Here is a 787-nt window from a genome sequence, read left to right on the forward strand (position 1 = left end):
GTACCTGAATACAGGCTTGCGCTAACGAAACGGCCCAAAAACTGCCCGCTAAAGTAAGCACTAAGCTTCGCTCTTGAAGCTCAACTAAGCCTTTGTCTTGCCATACTTTAAACATCGGCATGAGAAAATCGAACGTATCGCTACCCATAAACACCGGCAATTTACTTGCCTGAACAATGCCGCGGTCAAACCCGGATTTTAGCGCTGCAAATAATGGCTCTAATGGGCTGTGCTTCATCATCATCGCAATCGTACTTTGCCCTTCATTCACCGCTTTGATGTAGGTGTCTAAAGTGCGGTGCAGCATCATCCCGTAGCCGCCAATGTTGCCACCAGCACCGCATCCAATCGGCAACACTTCTGCGTACGTCTTGGCTAAGCTGTTGTATAGGCTACGCTCACGGTTATCGACAGCCCAGTGGTTCACGCTCAACTGCTTCATGTGGTGCTTCGCCATAAAGTTCACACCCAGCTCATACATGCCCGCTTTCTCTGGCGTCGTCGCTGGTGGGGGGATCTTGCCTTTTTCAACGAGATTGAGCATTGGCGCAGTTCCACCCACGACCAACTGATACAAATCCAAGCCATGCGCGCCTGTCGACATAAAATCGTTAAGATCTTGTTCAAGTATTTCTTTGGTTTGGTAAGGCAAGCCGTACAACAAGTCGATGATGACTGGGATTTTGTCTTCCTTCGCCAGTTCCGAAACGCGTTTAAGTACGTCTTCTCTATCATCAAGACGCTTTGCACTGCGACGAACTTGAGTGTTGAAGCTCTGCACGCCAAA

At 49.2% G+C, this 787-nt stretch carries 1 pseudogene; it reads right to left on the minus strand.

Features of this window, described 5'->3' with window-relative positions:
• Nucleotides 1–787 (minus strand): annotated as a pseudogene (locus tag R7Q11_RS25730) (heme anaerobic degradation radical SAM methyltransferase ChuW/HutW); the annotation flags it as partial.

Source organism: Vibrio sp. 970, assembly GCF_033339075.1.